This window comes from Microlunatus sp. M237, assembly GCF_056896895.1.
Map to the genome: position 1 here is coordinate 384250 of NZ_JBXHBL010000003.1, position 21788 is coordinate 406037.

The window sequence follows — 21788 nt, forward strand, 5'->3', positions numbered from 1 at the left end:
TCGGGGTGGTCGGCTCGCGGTCCACCGCGAGCCGACCACCCCGGCTGGCTCAGTGCTGTCCGGGCGGACCGTTCGGGTCGTGGCTCGAGCCACGGATGCTGCGGACCAGCAGCAGCACGCCGACCAGGAACACGATCGCCCCGATGACGAACCAGGTCGGGTCGCCGGTCATGAACGAGCCCGGGAGCAGGTTCAGACCCTGACCGATCCAGGTGCCGCCGATGAGCAGGGCGACCAGGCCGAGGCCGGCCAGCAGGGGGTTGCGGAAGGGTCCGAGTCTCATCGGGTCACTCTCATCAGGCGGTCGTCGCCGGGGCGCGGGTCGCCACGGCTGTCGGTGTTGGAGGTGGTCAGCAGCAGGCTGTCGCCGTCGGCGGCGACTCCCACGGAGCGCAGCCTGCCGTATGCACCCGCGAACCAGCGGCGCGGCTCGCCGGCCGAGGTCCCCGTCACCGGAATCTCCCACAGACACTCGCCCCGTAGCGCGGCGAGGAACAGCGACCCGCGCCAGAAGGCCAGACCGGACGGCGATGCGTCCGAGGTCGCCCAGACCACAGCGGGGTTGGTCATGCCGGACTGCCGGCCGGCCCCCTCGACGTCGGGCCAGCCGTAGTTGGCGCCGGCCGTGATGAGGTTCAGCTCGTCGAATCGCTGGTCGCCGAACTCGCTGGCCCACAGCCGACCGGCCCGGTCGAAGGCCATCCCCTGCACGTTGCGGTGGCCATAGCTGTAGACCTCGTTGCCGAACGGGTTGTCGGGCACCGGCGCGCCGGCCAGCGTCAGGCGCAAGATCTTGCCGGCCAGCGAGTCGGTGTCCTGGGCCAGCGACTCGTCGCCGACCTCACCCGTGCCGACGTAGAGGTGTCCGTCCGGGCCGAGCACCATCCGGCCGCCGTTGTGGCGGCCGCCGCTGGGGATGCCGTCCAGCAGCACCTCCGGCTCACCGAGCGTGCTGCCGTCCCAGCTCAGCCGGGCGATCTGGTTGTCGTCGGCGGTGCTGAAGTACACCAGCACAGCCGACTCGTCGGGGGTGGCCAGGATTCCGAGCAGGCCACCCTCACCCCGCGGCTCGGCGTCGGCGATCCGGGTCAGCTCGGTGGTGCGGCCGCCGGCCACGTGCTTGACCAGCGCCGTGTCGCGCTCGCAGACCAGCACGGCACCGTTGCGGAGCGGGGCCAACCCCCACGGGCTGGTCAGCCCGGTCACCACGTCCGCGGCTCGCAGCTCGCCGCTGGGCGACGCGGTGGCCGGAGTCGACGTCCCTCCTGCGGTGATGGTGTCATCGGGGGGTACGGGCGGCTGCGAAGGTCCGGCGGCGGGGTCGCTGCTGCAGGCAGCGGCCGTACCGGCGAGAAGGGCTCCGACCCCCGCCTTCAGGAAACGGCGGCGAGGCAGGGTCATGGCCACAGTCTTCCTGGCGCCGCCAAGCGGCGGGGCGACTGCGCTACATCCGCAGGTCGGTGGTGCTGAGCAGGTCGACAGCCTCCGGCTCACCGACGATGGTGACCGAGGCCACCGAGGTACGCCCGTGGGCGAACAGCATCAGCTCGCTCGGACGACCCACCAGGGTGACGATCGACGGCCCGCCGACGACGCGGATCGACTCCGGGCCGGCCGGCTCCCCGTCCGGTCCGGGCGCGTCGCCCAGCGCCAGGTCGGAGCGCTCCAGCACCACACCCACCTGGGCGTGGCGGAAGAAGGCGCGGCCGAGCAGCTTGAGCCGGCGCCACATCCACTCCTCGGTGTCGGCACCGAGCTCGCGTGGCGAGAGCGGCGGGTCCTGTGCCCGGCGGACGTCCTCGTGGTGGACGAAGAACTCGGTGGTGTTCGCCGGCTCGTCGACGCCGGGGAAGGCGAACACCGAGAACCGCGCCGGCCCGGTGCGGATCTTCTCCACCAGGTCGGGGAACGGCCAGCGCTGTTTCACCTCGGCCATCCGCCGCTCGGTCAGGCCGGCCAGCGGCTTGGCCAGGATGCCCGGGGCACCCAGCGGGTCGGTCTCTCGGATCCACAGATGCGCGGCCAGGTCGTGCGCCGACCACGGCTGGCACAGGGTGGGCGCCTCGGGTCCGACCTGGTCGAGCAGCTCACACAGGTCGGCACGCTCCGACTTCGCGAAGGTCACAACCGCAGATACTAGGACACCCGAGCGATCAGGGACTGATCCGGTCGCCCGCGGGCAGTGGTGTCGGGGAGAATGGGCCCCGTGAGTGAGCACCTGCAACCCGACCCATCCCGCGACGACCAGCTCGACCCCGCCGTCGCGGCACTGCTGAAGCGTGACCCCGCCGGCCTGGTGCCGGCCGTGGTGCAGGAGGAGGACAGCGGCGAGGTGCTGATGCTCGGCTGGATGGACGATGTCGCGCTGCACCGCACCCTGACCACCGGTCGCTCCACCTTCTTCTCCCGCAGCCGCAACGAATACTGGGTGAAGGGCGAGACCAGCGGTCACCGCCAGTGGGTCCGCGAGGTCCGTCTCGACTGCGACGGCGACACGATCCTGGTCAAGGTGCGCCAGGAGGGTCCGGCCTGCCACACCGGCGACCGGACCTGTTTCGACGCCCGGCAGCTGGCGGCCGTGGTGAGCGACCCACTCGCCACCTCGTCGGGGGCGAACCGATGAGCGTCAGCCCGAGCCTCGAAGAGTTCCGCACCCAGGCCGTCGACCGGCGGGTCATCGCCGTCCACCGACGGGTGCTGGCCGATGCCGAGACCGCCGTCGGGCTGTATCGCAAGCTGACCGCCAACCGGCCCGGCACCTATCTGCTCGAGTCCGCAGAGCAGGGCGTCTGGTCCCGGTACTCCTTCATCGGGGTCCACGCCACCGCCGTGCTGACCGAGGTCGACGGGGAAGCGACCTGGACCGGTCGGGCGCCGGTCGGCCTGCCCACCGGGGGCGACCCACTGGCCGCCGTACGCGAGACGCTGCGGTTGCTGCACACGCCGCGCGCCGACGGGCTGCCGCCGTTCACCTCCGGCCTGGTGGGCTACCTCGGCTACGACGCGGTACGCCGACTGGAGCTGCTCCCGGACAGCAACCCCAAGGACCTGCCGATCCCCGAGCTGGCCTTCATGCTGGCCTCCGACCTCGCTGTCCTCGATCACCACACCGGTGAGGTGTGGCTGGTGGCGAACGCGATGAACTTCGACGCCACCGACGACCGGGTGGACGAGGCGTACGCCGACGCGGTGGCGCGGGTCGACGCGATGGTCAAGGCGATGGCCCAGCCGACGCCGTCCGCGGTGGTCGCGGTGGCGTCCGACCCGGAGCTGCCGATCCGCCGGCAGCGCACCCCGGAGGAGTTCCAGGGGGCGGTCCGGGCCGCGGTCGAGGAGATCAAGGCCGGTGAGGCGTTCCAGGTGGTGGTCAGCCAGCGGTTCGAGGTGGACACCACCGCCGACGCCCTCGACGTCTACCGGGTGCTCCGGCTGACCAACCCGAGCCCTTACATGTATCTGCTCCGGCTGGACGGTTTCGACATCGTCGGGTCCAGCCCGGAGGCGCTGGTGACCGTCAAGGGCGACACCGCCGTGACGCACCCGATCGCAGGCTCGAAGCCGCGCGGGGCCACCCCGGCCGAGGACGCGGCGCTGGAGAGCGAGCTGCTGGCCGACCCCAAGGAGCGGGCCGAGCACGTGATGCTGGTCGACCTCGGCCGCAACGACCTGGGTCGGGTGTGTCAGCCCGGCACGGTGGAGGTGGTCGAGTTCATGAACGTCCGCCGCTACAGCCACATCATGCACCTGGAGTCGACGGTGACCGGCACCGTGCGGCCGGACCGTACCGCCCTCGACGTCGTGTTGGCCGCGTTCCCCGCCGGCACCCTGTCGGGCGCGCCGAAGGTGCGGGCGATGGAGATCATCGACGGCCTCGAGGTGTCGCGTCGTGGCCTCTACGGCGGCGTGGTCGGCTATCTCGACTTCGCCGGCGACGCCGACGCAGCGATCGCGATCCGGACCGCGCTGCTGCACGACGGGACCGCCTACGTCCAGGCGGGCGGCGGCATCGTGGCCGACTCGGACCCGCCGACCGAGGACCAGGAGAGCCGCAACAAGGCGGCCGCCGTGGTGCGGGCCATCTCGGTGGCCCAGTCCTTCCGGCGGCTGGACGAGCCGGAGCCGGAGCCCGGCGCCCTGCTCGCCGCGGCGCTGCTGTCCGATGACGCCGCCGTGGACGTATGAGGTCTCGGCTGTTGGCCCTGGCGGGACTGTTCGCCGCCGGCCTGCTGGGCGTCGTCGCCTCGTCCCAGCCGTGGTGGCGGGCCAGTGGCGAGGGCACCGACGTGAGCTTCACCGGCACCGACACCAGCGGCGGTCTGAGCCAGGCGCTGGTGCTGGTGCTGCTGGCCGGCGCCGTGCTGGTGCTGGCGCTGCGGGCCCGCGGCAGGCAGATCATCGGGGTGCTGCTGGCTGCGGCGGGGGTCGGCATGGTCATCACCGCAGTGGTGCGGCCGCAGCCCAGCGCTGCCACCGTGCGCAGTCGGCTGCGCGAGGTGAGCCTGGTCGACCAGTTCGGGCTGACCTCGACCGGGTGGCCCTGGGCGTACGGGGCCGCGGGCCTGATCGCCGTGCTGGCCGCCGGCCTGCTGGTGGTCCGCGCACCGACCTGGCCGCAGCGCGCCGACCGGTTCGCCCGGTCGGGCACCGCCTCGGACACCGTGGACACCTCCGATCCGGCAGCGGTCTGGAAGGCGATGGACGCCGGCGTCGACCCGACTGTCGACAGTCCCGCTGCGGGGGCCGATGTGCACTCCCGGCCCGCACCGGACAGAATGGACACCGTCGACGAGCAGCAGGATCCGCCGAGAGAGTGAATGAGGGGCAATGACAGGCAGCACCGCAGGCAGCAACGTCAAGAACGTGCACCACGGTCGGACGCCGGCAGCGTGGGCCGGAACGATGATTGCGCTGGTCGCCTTCATCCTCGGCGGCATCGCCGTCGTCGCCCAGTTCTGGCTCCTGTTCTGGATCGCGTGCGGCTTGGTCGTGGTCGCCCTCATCGTCGCCCGAGTGCTGCAGGTGCTCGGCTATGGCGCTGACTGAGGACTGAACCCATGGGAGCACTGGAAGACATCCTCGCGGGAGTGCGAGAGGACCTGGCCCAGCGCCAGGGCACCGTCAGCCTGGACCGGCTCAAGGAGCGGGTCCAGCACATCGACGCCGCGCTCGACCCGATGCCCGTCTTCCGGGGCCCTGGTGTCGCTGTCATCGCCGAGGTGAAGCGGTCCAGCCCCAGCAGGGGAGCGCTGGCCGACATCGCCGATCCGGCCGCCCTGGCGCGCGACTACGAGGCCGGTGGCGCTGCCGCCATCTCGGTGCTGACCGAGGAGCGCCGGTTCGGTGGCTCGCTGGACGATCTGGTCCGGGTACGGCTGGCCGTCTCCGTTCCGGTGCTGCGCAAGGACTTCATCGTCTCGGCGTACCAGCTGTTCGAGGCCCGGGCCGCCGGTGCTGATCTGGTGCTGCTGATCGTCGCGGCGCTCACCGACCAGGAGCTGGCGCTGCTGATCGATCGGGCCGAGTCGATCGGACTCACCCCGTTGGTCGAGGTGCACACCGCCGACGAGATTAGCCGCGCCGTCGATGCCGGTGCCCGCATCATCGGGGTCAACGCCCGCAACCTGAAGACCCTCGAGGTCGACCCGACCACGTTCGCCCGGCTCGCGCCACTGATCCCCGACGGGATCGTCCGGATCGCGGAGTCAGGTGTGCGTGGCCCGCATGACGTGATCGAGCTGGCCCGCTGCGGTGCCGACGTAGTCTTGGTCGGCGAGGCTCTCGTCACGGGTCGGGACCCACGGGCCGGGGTCGCCGACCTCGTCGCAGCGGGGGCCCACCCGGCTGTGCACAAGTCCTGACCACCCGCGCCCGGGCCGTGCGGCCGGCGCGCCGACCAGCACCCATCACCGCAGTCCCGTCACCGCAGTTCAGTCACCGCAGTCCAGGCAAAGGAAGCTGACGTGTCGATCCACCCTCCGGCCCACCTGCCGGATGCCTCCGGTCACTTCGACCAGTTCGGAGGCAAGTTCGTCCCGGAGGCTCTCTACGCTGCCCTGAACCAGCTCGAGGAGGCGTTCCGCTCCGCGCTCGCCGACCCGCTGTTCGCCGCGGAGCTGTCGGACCTGCTGACGAACTACACGGGGCGGCCGACCCCGATCACCGAGGCGCGCCGGTTCGCCGAGCACGCCGGCGGCGCGCGGATCCTGCTCAAGCGCGAGGACCTCAACCACACCGGCTCGCACAAGATCAACAACGTGCTCGGCCAGGCGCTGCTGACCAAGAAGATGGGCAAGACGCGGGTCATCGCCGAGACCGGCGCCGGACAGCACGGCGTGGCCACGGCCACCGCCGCGGCACTGTTCGGGCTCGACTGCACCGTCTACATGGGCCGGGTCGACACGGAGCGGCAGGCGCTCAACGTGGCCCGGATGCGACTGCTCGGTGCCGAGGTGATCGCGGTGGAGTCCGGCACCCAGACGCTCAAGGACGCCATGAACGACGCCATGCGGGACTGGGTGGCCTCGGTCGACACCACTCACTACCTGATCGGCACCGTGGCCGGACCGCACCCGTTCCCGATGCTGGTCCGTGAGTTCCAGCGGGTCATCAGCACCGAGGCCCGGCAGCAGGTCCTGGACCGCTACGGTCGACTGCCGGACGCGGTCGCGGCCTGCGTCGGTGGCGGGTCCAACGCGCTGGGCATCTTCGCCGACTTCATCCCCGACACCGACGTGGCCCTGTATGGCTTCGAGGCCGGTGGCGACGGGGTCGAGACCGGCCGGCACGCGGCGACCATCTCCCAGGGTGAGGTCGGGGTGCTGCACGGAATGCGGACCTTCGTGCTGCAGGACGAGGACGGTCAGACCCGCGAGTCGCACTCCATCTCGGCCGGACTGGACTATCCCGGCGTCGGCCCCGAGCACTCCTGGCTCGCCGCAACCGGGCGGGCCAGCTATGAGCCGATCACCGACACCGAGGCGATGGACGCATTCGCGCTGCTGTCGCGATCCGAGGGCATCGTGCCGGCGATCGAGTCGGCGCACGCGCTGGCCGGCGCGCTGAAGCTGGGGCAGCGACTCGCGCCGGTGAACGGCGAGCCACCGCTGATCCTGGTCAGTCTGTCGGGCCGGGGGGACAAGGACGTCGATACCGCCATTCACTGGTTCGACATCGACACCTCCGGCGTACCGAGCGCGGCCGGGGTGCCGATCGCCACCGACCCCGACGACGTGGCGGCCCGCAGCGAGGGCACCGGATCGGCGGGTCAGGTATGAGCGCCCGTCCCACCGGCATGGACCGGGGCATCAGCGGCACCGTGCTCGCCGACATCACTGCCGGCGGCCGCGGGGCGCTGGTCGGCTACCTGCCCGTCGGATATCCCGACGTGCCGACGTCGATCGATGCCTTCCGGGCGCTGACCGGCGGCGACGACTCGCCCGGCGTGGACCTGGTCGAGGTGGGCATGCCCTACAGCGACCCGGTGATGGACGGCACCACCGTCCAACGCGCCGGCACCCGTGCGCTGCAGCGCGGCGTCCGGACTCGGGACGTCTTCACCGCCGTCGAGGCGGTGGCCGCGACCGGCACCACCGCGGTGGTGATGACCTACTGGAACCTGGTCGAGCGGTACGGGGTGGACGCTTTCGCCCGCGACCTCGCCGCGGCCGGGGGAGCAGGCATCATCACCCCCGACCTGACGCCGGACGAGGCGGGCGACTGGTTCGCGGCCTCCGACGCGCACGGGCTGGACCGGATCTTCCTGGTCTCCCCGTCGTCGTCCGATGACCGGTTGGTCAGCACCGTGGCCGCCTGCCGTGGCTGGGTCTACGCCACCGCCGTGATGGGCGTCACCGGCGCCCGCGCGGACAGCTCCTCGCTCGCCCCGACCCTGGTCCAACGGGTCCGCGAGGCCGACCCCGACGCCATGGTCGGTGTCGGACTCGGCGTCTCCAACGGCACCCAGGCAGGCGAGGTGGCCTCCTTCGCGGACGCCGTCATCGTCGGATCGGCCCTGGTCAACACCTTGATCGCGGCCGACGACGCCGGCACCCCGAACGACCTTCGCGGGCTGCGGACCTTGGTGGCCGATCTGGCCGCCGGCGTACGACGGATGCCCAGACCGGGAACTTCGGCCGAGCCCGCGGGGTTGATCGAGGCGTGATCTTGCCCCGACTGCTGATGCTGCGACTGGCGGCGGTCGGGTTGGCTTTGCTGCTGACGTCCGGCTGCACCGCCGGCGCTGACACCCGACGAAACGCAGTGGTCCGCCAGTCGGCGGACCCGAGCGGCTATCGCGGCGCTTTCCTGCCGGAACCGTACGCGCTGCCGGAAGCCACCCTGACCGACACCGCGGGTCGTTCCTTCAACCTGCGCACGTCGCCGTCGAAACCGGTGACGCTGCTCTTCTTCGGCTACACCCACTGCCCCGACGTCTGCATCGCGGTCCTCTCCGACGTGGCCCTGGCCCTCAACCGGATGGAACCGGCGCTGCGCGACCGGATCCAGGTGGTCTTCGTCACCACTGACCCTGCGCGCGATGACCCGGCCACCATCCGCGACTACCTCGACCGCTTCGACCCCACCTTTCTCGGCCTGACCGGCGAGCTCGCCACCATCAAGAAGGTGGCCGGCCAGGTCGGGGTGGAGATCGACGGTCGCAGGCAGCTGCCGAGCGGCGGCTACGAGGTGGGTCACGGCGCCCAGGTGATCGGGTTCGACCGCGACCGCGGCGTCGTCTTGTGGACCCAGTCCACGGCCATCGGTGACCTGATGCACGACTTCACCTTGTTGGTGGAGCGGTCGCGATGAGCACTCCGCAGAGCGATCGACCCGGTCGGGTGCCGGTGCCGCTGCGCTGGGTGTCGACCTTGGCGCGGTTCGTGCTGGCCGGGGTCTTCCTCGCCGCCGGCGGGCTCAAGGTCGTGGATCTGGAGTCGTCGGTCCAGTCGGTGCGCGCCTACGAGCTGGTCCCGCCCGGCCTGGCCCACGTGATCGGGACCGTGCTGCCCTTCCTCGAGCTGCTGCTCGGGGTGCTCCTGGTCTCGGGGCTGGCCACCCGGGCGGTGGCCACGGCGTCGGCGGGTCTGCTGTTGGTGTTCGCCGGTGCGGCGACGTCGGCGGCGGTCCGTGGTCTGAACGTCGACTGCGGCTGCTTCGGCGGCGGCGGGACGGTGGCGGCGGGTCATGGCGCCTACAGTGGCGAGATCACCCGAGACCTGGGTCTGCTGGCCATCGCGGTGTGGTTGGTCTGGCGCCCGCGGAGCCGACTGAGCCTGAGTCGGACCGATCTCGAGATCGAGCTTGAAGAGACACTGCCGCTGGTCGAGGAGAAGACCCCCGACCAGGTCGAGGCACCGAGCGAACAGCTGGTCGGAGAGAGTGAGAACAGCAGATGAGCAGCAGCAAGGGGTCTCCCCGCGCGGGGGCCAAGAAGAGCACCGGCGGCGCCTTGGGCAATGCCCGGCAGCGGGCCCAGGCCGAGGCCGAGCTGGCGGCCCGCCGCCGCAAGGAGCGCCGCATCCTGGTCGCGGCCGCGCTCGCACTGGTGCTGGTCGTGGTCGGCGGTGGTCTCGGCTACCGCTGGTATCGCGCCAGCCAGGATCCGGTCGCCGCGCCGGCGCGGAGCGACGTCTCCAGCCCGCAGCCGCTGACCGACGGCAAGCCGATCATCCTGGGCGCCGCCGGTGCGCCCGTGACGGTGACGCTGTACGAGGACTTCCACTGCTCGCACTGCGTCGAGTTCGAGGAGCAGTTCGGTCCCACCCTGTCCGCGGCGCAGGAGGCCGGTCAGGTCAAGATCGCGCTGTATCCGCTGTCCTTCATCGACGAAGGGTCGGTGGCGGCCGCGAACGCGATGGCCTGCGCGACCGAGGCCGGCTTCGGACAGGCCTACTACGCCGGTCTGTTCGCCAACTCAGACCTGCCGTGGAGTGACAGCCAGCTGACCTCACTGGCCGAGCGGGTCGCCGGCTCCGTCCCCGCATCCTTCGACAGCTGCGTCACCGAGCGGCAGAAGCTGAGCTGGGTGACCTCGATCAGCGCAGCGGCCGAGGCCAACGGCGTGACCGGCACCCCGACGATGTTGCTCGACGGCGAACCCGTCGACATCGCCACGCTGACCCCCGATTCCCTCGCGACGCTGATCAGCTCCGCCGCGACCAAGTAGGGTCGGGCCGGTGATCGAACCCCTGACCGGGATCGCGTTGTCGATTCCCAGCCCCAGCACCGGCGTCTGGACCGTCTTCGGCTTCCCCATCCGGGCGTACGCCTTGTGCATCATCGCCGGCATCGTGGTCGCGATGGTCCTCAGCACCCGGCGCTGGCGGGCCCGCGGCGGCACCCCCGACGGGCTGGAGAGCGTGCTGGTGGTCGCCATCCCCTGCGGCATCATCGGGGCCCGGATCTATCACGTGGTCACCGACTACGAGCTCTACTTCGGGCCCGGCCGGGACCCGCTGGATGCCCTCAAGATCTGGAACGGCGGACTGGGGATCTGGGGGGCGGTCGCCTTCGGGGCGCTCGGCGGCTATCTGGTGGCCCGCCGGCGCAACATCCGCTTCGCTGCGCTGCTGGACGCGGTGGCTCCCGGTCTGCTCATCGCCCAGGCGATCGGGCGGCTCGGGAACTGGTTCAACCAGGAGCTGTTCGGTCGCCCGACCACGGTGCCCTGGGCGCTGGAGATCGACCCGGCCCACCGGCCAGACGGTTTCGAGCAGTTCGCCACCTTCCATCCGACCTTCCTGTACGAGATGCTCTGGAACCTGGCCATGGCCGCTGTGCTGATCTGGGCCGACCGCCGCTTCCGGCTGGGCCACGGCAAGGTGTTCGCTCTCTATGTGGTGCTCTACACCGCCGGCCGGTTCTGGATCGAGGCCCTGCGGATCGACACGGTCAACGAGATCGGCGGGATCCGGCTCAACAACTACACGGCCGCGATCGTCTTCGTCGCTGCGCTGGCCTATTTGCTCTGGCTGATCCGCAACCGGCCCGGTCGCGAGACGGTGGTCGAGGGTGACGCCCCGGCCGCCGTCGAAGGGGCGGCGGCGACCGGATCGGCCGCCGCTGACCAGGACGCCACCCGGCCGGCGGTCGTCGGCGAACCGACGTCTGAGGTCGGCACCGCTGCAGGCCCGGCCGACGAGACCGACCCGCGAGAAAGTACCTGACCGGGGCCGGCGCCGACGGCGCCCGGATGGCGAGATTTCGTGTCCGGACTACAAGACGTGATGGGTTAGCATCAACCATCCACCATGGGCCAAAGTTGTCCCCCGGTGCGCCGATGCCGCTTTCTAACGCTTCACAACCTGTGGCCAGATACACCGAGTCTTGCCACCGGCTTCGACGACGGGAGTCCTATCCATGACAGTTGCGCATGCCCCAGGGCAGATCCCAGCAGCCCGGGCTTCACGTGAGCTCGCCGCGGCTGAAGGACTGTACGACCCGGCATCCGAGCACGACGCCTGCGGTGTGGCCTTTGTGGCGACCCTGACCGGCGAGCCGAGCCACACCATCGTCGAGCAGGGCCTCGAGGCACTCCGAAACCTCGACCACCGCGGCGCGACCGGCGCCGATACCGCCACCGGTGACGGCGCCGGCATCTTGCTGCAGGTGCCCGACACGTTCCTCCGGGCGCACTGCGACTTCGAGCTGCCGCGCGCCGGCACGTACGCCGTCGGCACCGCGTTCTTGCCGGTGGATCCCGCGCGAGCCGCTCAGGCCAAGGCCGACGTCGAGCGGATCGCTGGCGAGGAGAAGCTGAAGGTGCTCGGCTGGCGGGTCGTCCCCGCGGTCGGCACCAGCCTCAGCGACGTCTCCCGCGCCGCCATGCCGCGGTTCGAGCAGCTGGTCGTCTCCGCCGCCGGAGCGCCGGTGGCCGGGCTGGCCCTGGAGCGGCTGGCGTACGGCCTGCGCCGGCGTGCCGAGCGCGAGGCCGGGGTGTACTTCCCGTCGCTGTCGTGTCGCACCCTGGTCTACAAGGGCATGCTGACCACCCTCCAGCTGGAGGAGGTGTTCCCCGAGCTGCATGACGAGCGGATGGCCAGCGCCATGGTCGTGGTCCACTCCCGGTTCTCCACCAACACCTTCCCGGCCTGGGAGCTGGCGCACCCGTACCGGATGATCGCCCACAACGGCGAGATCAACACCGTCAAGGGCAACCGCAATTGGATGCGGGCCCGTGAGGCGCTGCTGGCCAGCGACGTCATCCCCGGCGACCTGGAGCGGCTGTTCCCGATCTGCACCCCGGACTCGTCGGACTCCGCCTCGTTCGACGAGGTGGTGGAGCTGCTGCATCTGGCCGGTCGTTCGCTGCCGCACGCGATGCTGATGATGATCCCCGAGGCGTGGGAGAACAACCCCACGATGGACCAGAAGCGGCGCGACTTCTACGCGTTCCACTCCTGCCTGATGGAGCCCTGGGACGGCCCCGCCTCCGTGGTGTTCACCGACGGCACCCAGATCGGCGCCGTCCTCGACCGCAACGGCCTGCGCCCCGGTCGCTACTGGGTCACCGACGACGGCCTGGTCGTGCTCGCCTCCGAGTCCGGCGTGCTGGACATCCCCGCGGCGAAGATCGTCAGCAAGGGCCGCCTGCAGCCGGGCAAGATGTTCCTGGTCGACCTGGCCGAGCACCGGATCATCTCCGACGAGGAGGTGAAGGACGGCCTGGCCAACGCGGCACCGTACGGCGAGTGGCTGCTCGGCGGCCGGCTGCTGCTGTCCGACCTGCCCGAGCGCGAGCACATCGTGCACAGCCACGCCTCGGTCACCCGCCGTCAGCAGGTCTTCGGCTACACCGAGGAGGACCTGCGCCTGATCGTGGCCCCGATGACCCGGTCCGGCACGGAGCCGATCGGCTCGATGGGAACCGACACCCCGATCGCGGCGCTGAGCACCAAGCCGCGGATGCTGTTCGACTACTTCAGCCAGCTGTTCGCCCAGGTCACCAACCCGCCGCTGGACGCCATCCGCGAGGAGCTCGTCACCTCGCTCTACAACACCATCGGCCCGGAGTGGAACCTGCTGGACCCCGGTCCGGCCTCCTGTCGCCGGGTGGTGCTGCCGTTCCCGGTGCTCGACAACGACGCGCTGACCAAGATCCGCCACATCAACCGCGACGGGGACCTGCCCGGATATGCCACCCACGTGGCCCGCGGGCTCTACGACGTGCACGGCGGCGCCGCGGCGCTGGCGAAGAAGCTCGACGACCTGTGTGCCGAGGTGTCGGCGGCGATCGAGGACGGCGCCCGGACGATCATCTTGTCCGACCGGCACTCCAACGCCGAGCTGGCCCCGATCCCGTCGCTGCTGCTCACGGCCGCCATCCACCACCACCTGGTCCGGCAGAAGACCCGGACCCAGGTCGGCCTGGTGGTCGAGGCCGGCGACGTCCGTGAGGTGCACCACGTGGCCCTGCTGATCGGCTTCGGTGCCGCGGCGGTGAACCCGTACCTGGTGATCGAGTCGGCCGAGGACCTGGCCCGGCACGAGGTCTACACCACCGTCGAGCCGGAGACGGCCGTCTACAACGTGGTCAAGGCGCTCGGCAAGGGCGTGCTCAAGGTGATGAGCAAGATGGGCGTCTCCACGGTCGCCTCCTACACCGGTGCGCAGATCTTCGAAGCGCTCGGTCTGTCGCGGGAGGTGGTGGACAAGTACTTCACCGGCACCACCTCCAAGCTCGGTGGCGTCGGCCTGGCCGAGATCGCCGAGGAGGTCCGGCTGCGCCACCTCACCGCGTACCCGGCCGACGGCATCCCGCTGGCGCACCGCCGACTCGAGGTGGGCGGGGAATACCAGTGGCGGCGTGAGGGTGAGCCGCACCTGTTCGACCCCGAGACGGTGTTCCGGCTGCAGCACTCCACCCGGGCCGGCCGCTACGACATCTTCAAGCAGTACACCGCGCACATCGACAACGCCTCCGAGCGGCTGATGACGCTGCGTGGCCTGCTGAAGTTCGCCTCCGACCGGCCCTCGATCCCGATCGAGGAGGTGGAGCCCGTCTCGGAGATCGTCAAGCGGTTCTCCACCGGGGCGATGAGCTACGGCTCGATCAGCCTGGAGGCCCACCAGACCCTGGCCATCGCGATGAACCGACTGGGCGGCAAGTCCAACACCGGTGAGGGCGGAGAGGACGCGGACCGGCTGTACGACCCGGAGCGGCGCAGCGCCATCAAGCAGGTGGCCTCTGGCCGGTTCGGTGTCACGTCGGACTACCTCACCAACGCCTCGGACATCCAGATCAAAATGGCCCAGGGCGCCAAGCCCGGCGAGGGCGGGCAGCTACCCGGCCAGAAGGTCTACCCGTGGGTGGCCAAGACCCGTCACTCCACCCCCGGCGTCGGGCTGATCTCGCCACCGCCGCACCACGACATCTATTCGATCGAGGACCTCAAGCAGCTCATCCATGACCTGAAGTGCGCCAACCCGTCAGCCCGGGTGCACGTCAAGCTGGTGGCCGAGGTCGGCGTCGGTACGGTGGCGGCCGGCGTCTCCAAGGCCAAGGCCGACGTGGTGCTCATCTCCGGTCACGACGGCGGCACCGGTGCGGCGCCGCTCACCTCGCTCAAGCACGCCGGTGGCCCGTGGGAGCTCGGCCTGGCCGAGACCCAGCAGACCCTGCTCATCAACGGCCTGCGGGACCGGATCGTGGTGCAGGTCGACGGCCAGCTCAAGACCGGCCGGGACGTCGTCATCGGTGCGCTGCTGGGCGCCGAGGAGTACGGCTTCGCCACCGCTCCGCTGGTGGTCAGCGGCTGCATCATGATGCGCGTCTGCCATCTCGACACCTGCCCGGTGGGCGTGGCGACCCAGAACGAGGAGCTGCGGGCGCAGTTCTCCGGCAAGCCCGAGTTCGTGGTGAACTTCTTCGAGTACATCGCCGAGGAGGTTCGGGAGTATCTGGCCGAGCTGGGCTTCCGGACGCTCGACGAGGCCATCGGCCGGGTCGACGTGCTGGACATCCGTCAGGCGACCGACCACTGGAAGGCCCACGGCCTCGACCTGCGGCCGATCCTGCACATGCCCGAGCTGCCCGAAGGTGCCGCCCGGCACCAGCGGACCGGTCAGGACCACGGCCTGGCGCAGGCGCTGGACCAGGAGCTGATCCGGATCTGCCAGCCCGCGCTGACCTCGGGCGAGGCCGTTCGGGCCTCGATCCCGATCCGCAACGTCAACCGGACGGTCGGCACCATCTTGGGTCACGAGGTGACCAAGGCGACCGCCGGCAAGGGTCTGCCCGACGGCACCATCGATCTCACCTTCACCGGCTCAGCCGGTCAGAGCTTCGGTGCGTTCCTGCCGGCCGGCATCACCTTGCGGCTGGAGGGCGACAGCAACGACTATGTCGCCAAGGGCCTGTCGGGCGGTCGGATCGTCGTCCGCCCGGACCGTGACGCCGCCTTCGCGGCCGAGGAGCACATCATCGCCGGCAACGTCATCGGCTACGGCGCGACGTCGGGTGAGATCTTCATCCGCGGCCAGGTCGGCGAACGGTTCTGCGTCCGCAACTCCGGCGCCACCGCGGTGGTCGAGGGACTGGGCGACCACGGGCTGGAGTACATGACCGGCGGGGTGGCCGTGGTGCTGGGCCAGACCGGGCGCAACGTCGCCGCCGGCATGTCCGGCGGGATTGGGTACTTCCTCGATCTCGACGAGACCAAGCTGAACGTCGAGCTGGTGGACGCGTTGGCCCTGACCGCCGACGATCTGGCCACCGTGCGTCAGCTCGTCGTCCGGCACGGCGAGGAGACCGACTCCGCGGTCGCGGCAGCTCTGCTGTCCGACTGGGACCGGGCCGCCTCGCGGTTCACCAAGGTGCTGCCGCGCGACTACGCCCGGGTGATGGCCGCCCGCGCCGAGGCGGCCGCCGAGGGTCTGGACGAGGCCACCACGACGTTCAAGATGATGGAGGCCGCGCGTGGCTGACGCCTGCCGCACCGTCCATCGCGCACTTTCGAGCAGAAATCAGGGATACCGACATGGCTGACCCCCGTGGCTTCATCACGACCCCGCGCAAGGTGGCCGAGCGTCGCCCCGTCCAGGAGCGCATCCATGACTGGAAAGAGGTGTACCCCGGCTCGCCCGGACGGGCACTGCTGCCGATCATCTCCGAGCAGGCCGGACGCTGCATGGACTGCGGCATCCCGTTCTGTCACACCGGCTGCCCGCTGGGCAACCTGATCCCGGAGTGGAACGACCTGGTCTGGCGCGACGACTGGGAGGACGCGCTGGAGCGGCTGCACGCGACCAACAACTTCCCCGAGTTCACCGGCCGGCTGTGCCCCGCCCCGTGCGAGACCGCCTGCGTGGTCGGCATCAACCGGGACCCGGTGACGATCAAGAACGTCGAGGTCTCGATCATCGACCGCGCCTGGGACGAGCGTCGGGTCAAGCCGCAGCCGCCCGAGTGGCACACCGGCAAGACGGTCGCCGTGGTCGGCTCCGGTCCCTCCGGGCTGGCCGTCGCCCAGCAGCTGACCCGGGCCGGCCACACCGTGGCCGTGTTCGAGCGGGCCGAGGAGCCGGGCGGTCTGCTGCGCTTCGGCATCCCCGAGTTCAAGATGGAGAAGGCGGTCCTGGACCGCCGGATCCGGCAGATGAAGGACGAGGGCACCAACTTCCGCACCGGCGTCAATGTCGGGGTGGACGTCACCGGTGATCAGCTCAAGGAGCGCTACGACGCAGTCGTGCTGGCGATCGGCTCGACCGTGGCCCGCGACCTGCCGGTGCCCGGACGTGAGCTGACCGGCATCTACCAGGCGATGGAGTTCCTGCCCCAGGCCAACCGGGCGGCACGGGGGATCGAGGTCCCCAACCAGGTGACAGCCGAGGGCAAGCACGTGGTCATCATCGGTGGCGGCGACACCGGGGCCGACTGCCTCGGCACCTCCATCCGCCAGCAGGCCGCCTCGATCACCCAGCTGGAGATCATGCCCACCCCGCCGGAGCAGCGTCCGGTCCACCAGCCGTGGCCGACGTATCCGATGACCTACAAGGTCTCCTCGGCGCACGAGGAGGGCGGTGACCGGGTGTACTCGGTGTCGACCTCGGAGTTCGCCGGCGACGAGAACGGCCACGTGACGGCGCTGAAGCTGTCGGAGGTCGTCTTCGAGCAGGGCAAGCTGAACCCGGTGTCGGGCACCGACCGCGAGATCCCCGCCGACCTGGTGCTGCTGGCGATGGGCTTCACCGGCCCGCAGCGCGACGGCGTGGTTGACCAGCTGGGTGTGGCATTGGACGAGCGCGGCAACATCGCCCGGGACAACGACTACGCCACCGACGTCCCCGGCGTGTTCGTCTGCGGTGACGCCGGCCGTGGCCAGTCGCTGATCGTCTGGGCCATCGCCGAGGGGCGGGCCTGCGCGGCCGGGGTGGACAAGTTCCTCTCCGGTTCGACCAAGCTGCCCAAGCCGATCCCCCCGACGGCCCGGCAGATGATGGTCTGATCCGGTCCTGACGCTCCGGCGGAGCGCGCGGGCGCCCGCCGTGGGCTAGCGCCCGCGGGGGATCGGTCGGTCGTGGCCTACCCTTGCCGAAGGGCCGGTGGCGAGGACCGGTCGGGGGAATGTCAGTGGCGCGTCGGACCATGGGATCGGCGGTCCGGGGAACTAATCTGGACGCTTGCTGACTTCCCCGCAGCACACGAGTCCTCGAGGTGTGGCAGCAGTGGTTCGACGGTTTCGGAGGTAGTGGGGCGCATGGCGGGAAGCACACCGGCAAAGGGTGGGAAGGACTCGTTCGTCCACCTGCACGTCCACTCGGAGTATTCGATGCTGGACGGCGCGGCGCGGGTCAGCGACCTGTTCAAGGGCGCCGAGCAGATGGAGATGCCGGCCCTGGCCGTCACCGACCACGGCAACCTCTTCGGCGCCTACGAGTTCTACAAGCAGTCCAAGGGCACCTCGGTCAAGCCCATCATCGGACTCGAGGCGTACGTCACGCCGAAGACCCACCGCTCCGAGCGCAAGCGCGTCCGGTGGGGCGACGGCGGCGGCGACGACGTGTCCGGCGGCGGAGCGTTCACCCACATGACCCTGCTCTCGGAGACCACCGAGGGCATGCACAACCTGTTCCGGCTCGGCTCGCGGGCTTCGCTGGAGGGATATTTCTACAAGCCGCGGATGGACCGGGAGCTGCTCGCCGAATATTCCAAGGGCCTGATCGCCACCACCGGCTGCCCCTCCGGTGAGGTGCAGACGTATCTGCGGCTGGGCAAGTACGACGAGGCGGTCAAGAGCGCCGCGGAGTTCAAGGACCTGTTCGGCGCCGACAACTACTACGTCGAGCTGATGGACCACGGGCTGTCGATCGAGACCCGGGTCCGCTCGGACCTGCTGCGGCTGGCCAAGGACCTGAACCTGCCGCTGGTCGCCACCAACGACCTGCACTACGCGCACAAGGAGGACGCCTCCAGCCACGAGGTGCTGCTGTGCGTCCAGTCCGGGTCCACCATGGCCGACGCCAACCGGTTCAAGTTCGACGGTGACACCTACTACCTGAAGTCGCCGGCCGAGATGCGGATGCTGTTCAGCGAGCTGCCGGAGGCCTGCGACAACACCTTGGCCATCGCCGAGCGCTGCGACATCGAGTTCACCGAAGGCATCGGCACCTACATGCCCCGCTATCCCTGCCCGCCGGGGGAGAACGAGGAGTCCTGGTTCGTCAAGGAGGTCGAGCGCGGTCTGCAGCAGCGCTATCCGCGCGGCATCCCGGACGCGGCCCGGCAGCGGGCGCAGTTCGAGACCGAGGTCATCATCTCAATGGGCTTCTCGGGCTACTTCCTGGTGGTCGCCGACTTCATCACCTGGGCCAAGGAGCACGGCATCCGGGTGGGTCCGGGCCGCGGGTCGGGCGCCGGCTCGATCGCCGCGTACGCCATGCGGATCACCGACCTGGACCCGCTGGAGCACGGTCTGCTGTTCGAGCGGTTCCTCAACCCCGACCGCGTCTCGATGCCCGACTTCGACATCGACTTCGACGAGCGTCGCCGCGGTGAGGTGATCCGCTACGTCTCCGACAAGTACGGCGACGACCGGGTGTCGATGATCGTCACCTACGGCACCATCAAGGCCAAGCAGGCGGTCAAGGACGCCTCCCGTGTCCTCGGCTACCCGTTCGCGGTCGGCGAGCGGCTGACCAAGGCCATGCCGCCGCCGGTGATGGGCAAGGACGTCCCGCTGACCAAGCTGTTCGACCCCAGCCACGACCGTTACAACGAGGGTGGCGAGTTCCGCACCCTCTACGACTCCGACACCGACATCAAGACCGTGGTCGACACGGCCATCGGCCTGGAAGGGCTGAAGCGGCAGTGGGGCGTCCACGCCGCCGGCGTGATCATGTCGTCCGCGCCGCTGATCGACATCATCCCGATCATGCGCCGCGAGCAGGACGGCGCCATCATCACCCAGTTCGACTATCCGACGTGTGAGTCGCTCGGGTTGATCAAGATGGACTTCCTCGGGCTGCGCAACCTGACGGTGCTGGATGACGCGGTGTCCAACATCGCCCTCAACCGCGGCACCACGATGGTGCTGGAGGACCTGACCCTGGACGACCCGCTGACCTATCAGCTGCTGGCTCGCGGTGACACCCTGGGTGTGTTCCAGCTCGACGGCGGACCGATGCGCTCCCTGCTGCGCAGCATGCGCCCGGACAGCTTCGCCGACATCTCCGCCGTCCTCGCGCTCTATCGCCCCGGCCCGATGGGTGCGGACTCGCACAACAAGTACGCACGTCGCAAGACCGGCCGCGAGGAGGTCGTGGCGATCCACCCCGAGCTGGCCGAGCCGCTGGACGAGATCCTCGGCGAGACGTACGGGCTGATCGTCTATCAGGAGCAGGTGATGGCGATCGCGCAGAAGGTCGCCGGCTACTCACTCGGCCAGGCCGACCTGCTGCGGCGCGCGATGGGCAAGAAGAAGAAGTCCGAGCTGGACAAGCAGTTCGCGAACTTCTCCAACGGCATGGCCGAGCGGGGATACTCCGCCGCGGCGATCCAGACCCTGTGGGACATCCTGCTGCCGTTCTCCGACTACGCGTTCAACAAGTCCCACACCGCCGCCTACGGGCTGGTGTCGTACTGGACGGCATACCTCAAGGCCAACTATCCGGCCGAGTTCATGGCGGCCCTGCTCACCTCGGTGCAGGACGACAAGGACAAGATCGCGATCTACCTGGCCGAGTGCCGCCGGATGGGCATCAAGGTGCTGCCGCCGGACGTCAACGAGTCGGAGGCGAACTTCACCCCGGTCGGCACCGACATCCGGTTCGGTCTGACCGCCATCCGCAACGTCGGCGCCAACGTGGTGGACGGGATCGTGGCCGCCCGCACCGAGCACGGCAAGGCGGCGAGCTTCCACGCCTTCCTCGACCAGGTGCCGCTGGTGGTCTGCAACAAGCGGGTGATCGAGTCGCTGATCAAGGCCGGCGCCTTCGAGTCGATGGGCCATACCCGCCGGGCGCTGATGACGGTCTATGAGAACGCCGTCGACGGGGTGCTGGACCTCAAGCGGAACGAGGCCCACGGCCAGTCCGACCTGTTCGGCGACAGTGCCGACAACGACCCGGTGCTGACCGGCTCCGTGCCTCAGATCGACGACTGGGACAAGCGCACCAAGCTCGCGTTCGAGCGCGAGATGCTGGGCCTCTACGTCAGCGACCACCCGCTGCAGGGCCTGGAGCACATCCTCAGCACCGAGCGCGACATCAGCATCGGCGAGCTGATCTCCGACGACGGCCCGCGGGACGGCATGGTGACCATTGCCGGCATGATCACCGCGGTCACCCGCAAGACGACCAAGCGGGGCGACATCTGGGCCGTCATCACGGTGGAGGACCTCGAGGCGTCGGTGGAGGTGCTGCTCTTCCCCAAGGCCTACGACCTGGTCTCGACCGTGCTGGCCGAGGACACCGTGGTGCGGGTCAAGGGTCGGATCAAGGCCGACGACGACTCGGTGGCTCTCATCGGGCAGGAGCTGACGGTGCCCGACATCACTGATGCCCCCAGCGGTCCGGTGGTGATCTCGCTGCCGACGGTGCGGTGCACCCCGCCGGTGGTGCAGCAGCTGCGGCAGGTGCTCAGCGCCTATCCCGGGATGACGGAGGTGCGGCTGCGGCTCCAGTCGTCGGGGAAGACCACGGTGATGAAGCTGGACCAAGGGCTGCGGGTCACCCCGTCGGGGCCGCTGATGGCCGATCTCAAGGCGCTGCTCGGGCCTTCGTGTCTGGCGTCCTGAGCGGCGAGGAGGACGCTCGGCGGCTCTCCACCCGAGACGCCGGGCTGCGGATCCTCGCCTTCGTCGGGCTCGCCCTGGGGGTGGGCGCGGTCGCCGGCGTCGCGTGGTGGCTGACGGTCGACCTGTCGACCTACACGGTGGCCGCCGACGGCGGGGCGTCGACCAGCGAGCGCGGTCTGGCCGGCTTCATCGCCGGTGACGCCTGGTTCGTGGTGATCGGGCTGGTCAGCGGTCTGCTGCTGGGCTGGCTGGCGTGGTGGCGGCTGCGCGACCTCGGCTGGCCGCTGGTGCTGATCGCCGTCGGCGCGGCCACCGCCGGCGGCCTGATCTGCTGGCTGGTCGGCTATCAGCTGGGACCCGGCCCGTTCGAGCCGCGACTGGCCAACGCCAAGGCCGGTGAGATCGTGCCGATCACGCTCACCCTGCGGGCGACCGCGTCGCTGATCTGCTGGCCGTTCGCTGCCACCATCCCGCTGCTGTTCGCCTCGTCCCTGACGCCGGACGACGAGGAGCCGCGTCCGCTGTTCGGTCGGCGCGGCGCCGCCGGCTGATCGG

The 21788-nt window shown here is 70.1% G+C and carries 18 protein-coding genes; 15 read left to right on the forward strand and 3 right to left on the reverse strand.

Annotated elements, in window-relative coordinates; genetic code table 11:
• Positions 1-49: 49 nt before the first annotated feature.
• From AC1XX3_RS12870 to AC1XX3_RS12880, 3 genes are read right to left on the reverse strand one after another with little or no spacing between them, the layout of a single operon-like run.
• The gene (locus AC1XX3_RS12870; protein ID WP_483321538.1) at positions 50-283 is read right to left on the reverse strand and encodes a hypothetical protein; all 234 of its coding nucleotides are present in this window, start codon (positions 281-283) and stop codon (positions 50-52) included.
• A complete protein-coding gene (locus AC1XX3_RS12875) occupies positions 280-1401 on the reverse strand; it encodes a PQQ-dependent sugar dehydrogenase (RefSeq protein ID WP_483321539.1) in 1122 nt (373 codons plus the stop codon). Before AC1XX3_RS12875 ends, AC1XX3_RS12870 begins: the two co-directional genes overlap by 4 nt.
• A gap of 43 nt (positions 1402-1444) precedes the next feature.
• Positions 1445-2125, reverse strand: a complete 681-nt coding sequence (locus tag AC1XX3_RS12880) for a TIGR03085 family metal-binding protein (RefSeq protein WP_483321540.1) — start codon at positions 2123-2125, stop codon at positions 1445-1447.
• Between the two features lie 81 nt (positions 2126-2206).
• Here AC1XX3_RS12880 and hisI point away from each other — a divergent pair, with 81 nt between their 5' ends.
• The 15 genes from hisI to AC1XX3_RS12955 all read left to right on the forward strand — a co-directional run bounded on the left by hisI (position 2207) and on the right by AC1XX3_RS12955 (position 21784).
• Positions 2207-2623, forward strand: a complete 417-nt coding sequence (gene hisI / locus AC1XX3_RS12885; RefSeq protein WP_483321541.1) for a phosphoribosyl-AMP cyclohydrolase — start codon at positions 2207-2209, stop codon at positions 2621-2623.
• Positions 2620-4182 carry an anthranilate synthase component I gene (locus AC1XX3_RS12890; protein ID WP_483321542.1) on the forward strand — a complete coding sequence of 521 codons (1563 nt, stop codon included), beginning with the start codon at positions 2620-2622 and terminating at the stop codon, positions 4180-4182. The genes hisI and AC1XX3_RS12890 overlap by 4 nt, the downstream gene beginning before the upstream one ends.
• Positions 4179-4814, forward strand: coding sequence for a Trp biosynthesis-associated membrane protein (locus tag AC1XX3_RS12895; protein WP_483321543.1), 636 nt, complete (start codon positions 4179-4181; stop codon positions 4812-4814). The genes AC1XX3_RS12890 and AC1XX3_RS12895 overlap by 4 nt, the downstream gene beginning before the upstream one ends.
• Before the next feature lie 10 nt (positions 4815-4824).
• Positions 4825-5043 (forward strand): HGxxPAAW family protein, encoded by a 219-nt coding sequence (locus AC1XX3_RS12900; RefSeq protein ID WP_483321544.1) that lies wholly within the window; start codon positions 4825-4827, stop codon positions 5041-5043.
• 11 nt (positions 5044-5054) lie between these two features.
• Complete coding sequence (trpC, locus tag AC1XX3_RS12905) at positions 5055-5858, forward strand: indole-3-glycerol phosphate synthase TrpC (RefSeq protein WP_483321545.1); 804 nt, start codon at positions 5055-5057, stop codon at positions 5856-5858.
• A gap of 102 nt (positions 5859-5960) precedes the next feature.
• Entirely contained in the window at positions 5961-7274 is a 1314-nt protein-coding gene (trpB, locus tag AC1XX3_RS12910) for a tryptophan synthase subunit beta (protein ID WP_483321546.1), read from the forward strand.
• Positions 7275-7291: 17 nt separating this feature from the next.
• Entirely contained in the window at positions 7292-8161 is an 870-nt protein-coding gene (gene trpA / locus AC1XX3_RS12915; protein ID WP_483322102.1) for a tryptophan synthase subunit alpha, read from the forward strand.
• Positions 8158-8808 carry an SCO family protein gene (locus tag AC1XX3_RS12920; RefSeq protein WP_483321547.1) on the forward strand — a complete coding sequence of 217 codons (651 nt, stop codon included), beginning with the start codon at positions 8158-8160 and terminating at the stop codon, positions 8806-8808. The genes trpA and AC1XX3_RS12920 overlap by 4 nt, the downstream gene beginning before the upstream one ends.
• Positions 8805-9395 (forward strand): MauE/DoxX family redox-associated membrane protein, encoded by a 591-nt coding sequence (locus AC1XX3_RS12925; protein WP_483321548.1) that lies wholly within the window; start codon positions 8805-8807, stop codon positions 9393-9395. Before AC1XX3_RS12920 ends, AC1XX3_RS12925 begins: the two co-directional genes overlap by 4 nt.
• The gene (locus AC1XX3_RS12930; protein WP_483321549.1) at positions 9392-10165 is read left to right on the forward strand and encodes a DsbA family protein; all 774 of its coding nucleotides are present in this window, start codon (positions 9392-9394) and stop codon (positions 10163-10165) included. Before AC1XX3_RS12925 ends, AC1XX3_RS12930 begins: the two co-directional genes overlap by 4 nt.
• Positions 10166-10175: 10 nt before the next feature.
• Positions 10176-11165, forward strand: coding sequence for a prolipoprotein diacylglyceryl transferase (gene lgt, locus AC1XX3_RS12935; protein ID WP_483321550.1), 990 nt, complete (start codon positions 10176-10178; stop codon positions 11163-11165).
• A 193-nt stretch (positions 11166-11358) separates the two neighbouring features.
• Positions 11359-15924 (forward strand): glutamate synthase large subunit, encoded by a 4566-nt coding sequence (gltB, locus tag AC1XX3_RS12940; protein ID WP_483321551.1) that lies wholly within the window; start codon positions 11359-11361, stop codon positions 15922-15924.
• Between the two features lie 53 nt (positions 15925-15977).
• A complete protein-coding gene (locus tag AC1XX3_RS12945) occupies positions 15978-17444 on the forward strand; it encodes a glutamate synthase subunit beta (RefSeq protein WP_483321552.1) in 1467 nt (488 codons plus the stop codon).
• A 252-nt stretch (positions 17445-17696) separates the two neighbouring features.
• A complete protein-coding gene (gene dnaE / locus AC1XX3_RS12950) occupies positions 17697-21233 on the forward strand; it encodes a DNA polymerase III subunit alpha (RefSeq protein ID WP_483321553.1) in 3537 nt (1178 codons plus the stop codon).
• Complete coding sequence (locus AC1XX3_RS12955; RefSeq protein WP_483321554.1) at positions 21218-21784, forward strand: hypothetical protein; 567 nt, start codon at positions 21218-21220, stop codon at positions 21782-21784. The genes dnaE and AC1XX3_RS12955 overlap by 16 nt, the downstream gene beginning before the upstream one ends.
• The last annotated feature ends 4 nt before the right edge of the window (positions 21785-21788 follow it).